We start from the raw sequence: 5,558 nt of genomic DNA on the forward strand, positions 1-5,558 counted from the left end.
CCGCACCGGTATGGACCTCGGCCCGTGGTTGGTTGCCCAGGGCATCACTATCGTCTCGACCGTGCCGACGCTGGCCGCGCTCTGGCCGGCCGACGCGCTGGACCAGGTCCGGCTGCTGATCTTCGGCGGCGAGGCCTGCCCGCCCGAGCTGGCCGAGCGGCTAGCGATCGAGGGCCGCGAGGTCTGGAACACGTACGGCCCGACCGAGGCCACCGTGGTCGCCTGCGCGGCGCAGCTCACCGGTGAGGGGCCGGTCCGGATCGGCCTCCCGCTGGACGGCTGGGACCTCGCGGTGGTGGATGCCGAGGGCAACGAAGTGGCCGACGGCGAGATCGGTGAGCTGATCATCGGCGGCGTCGGCCTGGCCCGGTACCTGGACCCGGTCAAGGACGCCGAGAAGTTCGCGCCGATGCCCACGCTGGGCTGGGAACGCGCGTACCGCAGCGGCGACCTGGTGCGCTCGGACCCGCTCGGCCTGCTGTTCCAGGGCCGCGCCGACGAGCAGGTCAAGCTCGGCGGCCGCCGGATCGAGCTGGGCGAGGTCGACGCCGCGCTGCAGTCGCTGCCCGGGGTCAGCGGCGCCGCGGCCGCAGTACGGAACAGCGCCGCCGGTAACCAGCTTCTCGTCGGGTACGTCGTACCCGAAGCCCCGGACGCCTTCGACACCACGAAAGCCACGGCCCGGCTGCGGGAAGAGCTCCCCGCCGCGCTCGTACCGCTACTGGCGATCGTCGACACGCTGCCGACCCGCACCTCCGGCAAGGTCGACCGGAACGCCCTGCCCTGGCCGCTGCCCGGGATGGACAGCAACGGCCCGGCAGCCGAGCTGAGCGGTACGGCGGGCTGGCTCGCGGAGCGCTGGACGAAGGTGCTCGGCGCGAAGGTCACCGGCCCCGACAACGACTTCTTCCTGCACGGCGGCGGCAGCCTCGCCGCGGCACAGCTGGTGTCGGCGCTGCGCGAGCAGTACCCCGAGGTCACGGTCGGCGACATCTACGAATACCCGAGGCTCGGAGCGCTCGCGGAGCGGCTCGACGACTTCCAGCCCGCGCCGCAGGAGCCCGTCGAGCTGCGTGAGATCCGCCCGACGCCACGAGGTACGCAGCTGCTGCAGACTGCGTTGACCCTGATCCTGCAGACCGTTGTCGGCGTCCGCTGGCTGGTCTACCTGTTCACGCTGAACAACCTGCTCGCGGCGCTGATCGACCCGCTGCCGTGGGCGCGGACGGTGTCCTGGTGGTGGATCCTGGCCGGCTGGCTGATCCTGATCAGCCCGGCCGGCCGGATGGGCATCGCGGTGGTCGGCGCCCGGATCCTGCTCCGCAATCTGAAGCCCGGGACGTACCCGCGCGGCGGCAACGTGCACGTCCGGCTCTGGGCCGCGGAGAACCTGGCCGACGCCGCCGGCGCCGCGAACCTGGCCGGCGCGCCCTGGATCACGTACTACGCCCGCGCGCTCGGCGCGAAGATCGGCCGCGGCGTCGACCTGCACACGCTGCCGCCGATCACCGGCATGCTGACGATGGGCCGCGGCGCCTCGATCGAGCCCGAGGTCGACCTGGCCGGCTACTGGACCGACGGCGACCAGCTGCACGTGGGCCCGGTGTCGGTCGGCGCCGACGCCGTGATCGGCTCCCGCAGCACCCTGCTCCCCGGCGCCGAGATCGGCCGGAACGCCGAGATCATGGCCGGCTCCGCGGTCTCCGGCAAGGTCCCGGCGAACGAGCGCTGGTCCGGCTCCCCCGCCGCCCGGCTCGGCCGCGCCCGGCACCCGTGGCCGGACCACCGGCCGAACCGCGCGCCCTGGTGGGTGGCGGCGTACGGCGCCCAGTCCGCGCTGATGTCGCTGATCCCGGTGGCCGGTGCCGCGGCGGCGTTCGTGGTGCTCGGCAACGCCCTGCGCGGGACCGAGACCCTCGGCGACGCGGCGTTGCACGCGCTGGCCGCCGTCCCGCTGATGACACTGGTCGGTTTCGCGACGATCGCGGTGCTCACGCTGATCGGCGTCCGGCTGCTCGGCATCGGCATCAAGCCCGGTCATTACCCGGTCCGCAGCCGGATCGGCTGGCAGGTCTGGGCGACCGAACGCCTTCTGGACTCCGCCCGCACGCTGCTCTTCCCGCTGTACGCGAGCCTGCTGACGCCGTGGTGGCTGCGTGCCCTCGGCGCCAAGATCGGGCGCGACGTCGAGGCCTCGACGGTGCTGCTGCTGCCGAAGATGACCACGGTCGGCGAGGGGGCGTTCCTGGCCGACGACACGATGATCGCGTCGTACGAGCTGGGCGGCGGCTGGCTGCACGTAGCCGGCGCGAAGGTCGGCAAGCGGGCGTTCCTCGGCAACTCCGGGATGGCCGCCCCCGGGCGCAACGTCCCGAAGAACGGCCTGGTCGCAGTACTGTCCGCGGCCCCGAAGAAGTCCAAGGCCGGTACGTCGTGGCTCGGCTCGCCGCCGGTGAAGCTCCGCCGGCAGGCCGTCTCGGGCGACCAGAGCCGCACGTACAACCCGCCGTACAAGCTGAAGGTCGCCCGGGCGCTGGTCGAGCTCTGCCGGTTCGTGCCGATGATGTGCACCGTACTGATCGCGCTCGGCGTGCTGTTCGGGCTGCAGGCGCTCGACATCTGGCTCGGCCCGTGGCTCGCCGTCCTGCTCTCCGGCGTGGTGATCCTGGCCGCCGGGGCGGTCGCGGGCGGGATGGCGACGGTCGCGAAATGGCTGATCGTCGGCCGCACCCGCGCCGTCGAGTACCCGCTGTGGAGCTCGTTCGTGTGGCGCAACGAGGTGGTCGACAGCTTCGTCGAACTGGTCGCCGCGCCCTGGTTCGCGAACGCCGCCGCCGGTACGCCGGTGCTGAACCTCTGGCTGCGGTCACTCGGAGCGAAGATCGGCAAGGGCGTCTGGTGCGAGACGTACTGGTTGCCGGAGGCGGATCTGATCACCCTGGGCGACGGCGCCACGGTGAATCGCGGTTGTGTGCTGCAGACGCACCTTTTTCATGATCGAGTTCTCTCCATGAGCACAGTCACCTTCGGGCCCGGGGCAACTCTCGGGCCGCACGGCATCGTCCTCCCGGCCGCCTCGGTAGGCGCAGGCGCTACCATCGGCCCGGTGTCTCTCGTGATGCGTGGTGAAGGTGTGCCCGCGGGTACGCGCTGGGCTGGGAACCCGATCGCTCCCTGGCAGGGCTGATGGTTGACCGCTATGTGCCGACCCATGGAAACCCCGGCTACAAAGTCGAGTCGTACGACCTGGACCTCGACTATCGGGTCAACAGCAACCGACTGAGCGGCAAGGCGACCATCACCGCGTTCGCCACCGAGCCGCTGACCCGGTTCAGCCTGGACCTGTCCGGCCTGCGGGCGTCCAAGGTGTCGGTGAACGGCCGCCGCCCGCAGCGCTTCACGCAGCGCGCCGGCAAGCTCTACATCACCGCGAGCATCCCGGACGGCGCCGAGTTCTCGGTCGACATCCAGTACGGCGGGAACCCGAAGCCCGAGGACAGCCCGTGGGGCGAGCTCGGCTGGGAGGAACTCACCGAGGGCGTGATCGTGGCCAGCCAGCCGAGCGGCGCGGCCACCTGGTTCCCGTGCAACGACCACCCCGGCGACAAGGCGCACTACCGGATCTCGCTCACCACCGACTCGCCGTACCAGGTGGTCGCGAACGGACGGCTGGTGTCGCGCCGGGTGAAGGCGAGTCGTACGACGTGGGTGTTCGACCAGGCGGCGCCGATGGCGACGTACCTCGCGACCGTGCAGATCGGGCGGTACGACGAGGTCGACCTGGCCGCGTCACCCGTGACCATCCGGGGGGTGCTGCCGGGCGGGCAGATCCGCGAGTTCCGGCACGACTTCGGGCGTCAGCAGGACATGATGAAGCTGTTCTGCCGGCTGTTCGGGCCGTACCCGTTCGGCGGGTACACGGTCGTGGTGACCGACGACCCGCTGGAGATCCCGCTGGAGGCGCAGGGCATCTCGGTGTTCGGCAGCAACCACGTGGACGGGCGGCGCGGCTCCGAGCGGCTGGTCGCGCACGAGCTGGCGCACCAGTGGTTCGGCAACAGCCTGACCCCGTCGAACTGGCAGCACATCTGGCTGAACGAGGGCTTCGCCTGTTACGCCGAGTGGCTGTGGTCGGAGGAGTCCGGCGGCCTGACGGCCGACCAGCAGGTCGCGAAGGCACACACCCGGTTGAAGGGCCTGCCGCGAGACCTGCTGCTGTCGGACCCGGGGCCGGAGCTGATGTTCGACGACCGGCTCTACAAGCGCGGCGCGATCACCCTGCACGTACTGCGGAAACACCTGGGCGACGACGCGTTCTTCGAACTGCTCCGGACCTGGACGAAGACGCACCGGCACGGGTCCGTGAGTACGGCGGAGTTCATCGCGCTGGCGACGACGTACAGCCCGGACGAGCAGGCGCTGCGGCAGCTGCTCGCCGCCTGGCTGGACTCGTACGACGTACCATCGCTGCCTCGGAGGCGTTGATCGAATGAGCATCGGGTGGGAGTTCTACGGCGGTACCGCGCTGGTCCTGCTGATCGTCGTCGTGGCCGGTCGCCGGCTCCGCCGCCCGGGCTCGCCGAAGGGACCCACCTGGCGCAACATCGCGATCGGCGCGGTGCTGTTCGTGGTGGCCGGCGGGCTGTACACGCTGCCGCCGCACAACGTCATCTTCGCGGTGCTCGCGATGCTGCTCGGCTGCGGGTTCTTCGTGATCGGCATCGCGACGCTGGGCGGCGGGTACTTCGGGTTCCTCGGAGCCGCGGCGGCCGGGATGGCGGCGGTGCCGTGGATGATGACACCGACGCCGCTGCTGCTGTCGCACGTCGGCCGGACCGTGACCTGCAAGGTGCGCAATTACGACGGCACCGGGGTCCAGTCGTTCACCGCCGACTGCCCGGACGGCCACAGCCACGACATGAGCAGCGGCGACTACAAGCACTTCCCGAACGGTCAGGTCCAGCTGATCGTTGACCCGAACAACGTGTTGCCGGCCGAGTTCGCGGGGCCGCTGCACGTCACCACGAAGGTTGTCGCGAGCATCCTCTGCCTGCTCGGTGCCTCGGGCATCGTGGTGGCCGCCGCCGTCAACAACCGGCGGCTGCGCGGCGCCGTACCGCACGTCGCCAAACCCGGCTTCAGCTCCGGGCCCTAGCCACCTCGGCGGCTGCTTTCACGAAGCGTTCGGTGAGCGGGGTCCGGGTGGCCCAGGCGACGCCGGTCCACCAGGTCGCGGCGCGGCCGGGGAGCGGGACCAGCCGGACCTCGGATGGGGCGATCCGCTCCGCCGTCTGCGGTACGACGGCGGCTCCGGCGCCCGCGGCCGTCAGCGCGAGTACGGTCTGCAGGTCGGCGGCTTCCTGGAGTACTTGCGGGTGGCAACCGAGCTCGGCGTACAGGCTGTTGATCTGCGCCGTCAGCCCCGGTCCGCGCGCCGGCGTCAGGCGGACCAGCGGCCGCGCGTCGATCCAGCCGGCCAGATCCCGCGGGAGATCCTGGTCGGCCGGTACGGCGAGCGCCAGGCGGTCGCGGCGCAGCCGGAGCTGCTCGAGGCCGGC

General features: G+C 71.4%; 4 protein-coding genes. 3 read left to right on the top strand and 1 reads right to left on the bottom strand.

Annotated elements, in window-relative coordinates; genetic code table 11:
* The 3 genes from VFF46_RS06280 to VFF46_RS06290 all read left to right on the top strand — a co-directional run.
* Window positions 1-3,187: Pls/PosA family non-ribosomal peptide synthetase (locus VFF46_RS06280; protein WP_325036067.1), on the top strand; the 3,187-nt coding region annotated here is incomplete at its 5' end.
* A complete protein-coding gene (locus VFF46_RS06285) occupies window positions 3,187-4,485 on the top strand; it encodes a M1 family metallopeptidase (protein ID WP_325036068.1) in 1,299 nt (432 codons plus the stop codon). The genes VFF46_RS06280 and VFF46_RS06285, both read left to right, overlap by 1 nt.
* Before the next feature lie 4 nt (window positions 4,486-4,489).
* Window positions 4,490-5,155: a hypothetical protein gene (locus VFF46_RS06290; protein ID WP_325036069.1), complete on the top strand. Its 666-nt coding sequence runs from the start codon at window positions 4,490-4,492 to the stop codon at window positions 5,153-5,155.
* On the opposite strand, the gene VFF46_RS06295 is transcribed toward VFF46_RS06290, so the two are convergent.
* On the bottom strand, window positions 5,139-5,558 hold a 420-nt coding region (locus VFF46_RS06295), incomplete at its 5' end, for a LysR substrate-binding domain-containing protein (protein WP_325036070.1). The two genes, VFF46_RS06290 and VFF46_RS06295, sit on opposite strands and share 17 nt — an antisense overlap.

The sequence above is a fragment of the Kribbella sp. genome (assembly GCF_035655035.1).
Classification (GTDB): domain Bacteria; phylum Actinomycetota; class Actinomycetes; order Propionibacteriales; family Kribbellaceae; genus Kribbella.

Coding starts and splice junctions, on each gene's coding strand:
- VFF46_RS06290 (WP_325036069.1), top strand. CDS start 4,490: ATGAGCATCGGGTGGGAGTTCTACGGCGGTACCGCGCTGGTCCTGCTG.
- VFF46_RS06285 (WP_325036068.1), top strand. CDS start 3,187: ATGGTTGACCGCTATGTGCCGACCCATGGAAACCCCGGCTACAAAGTC.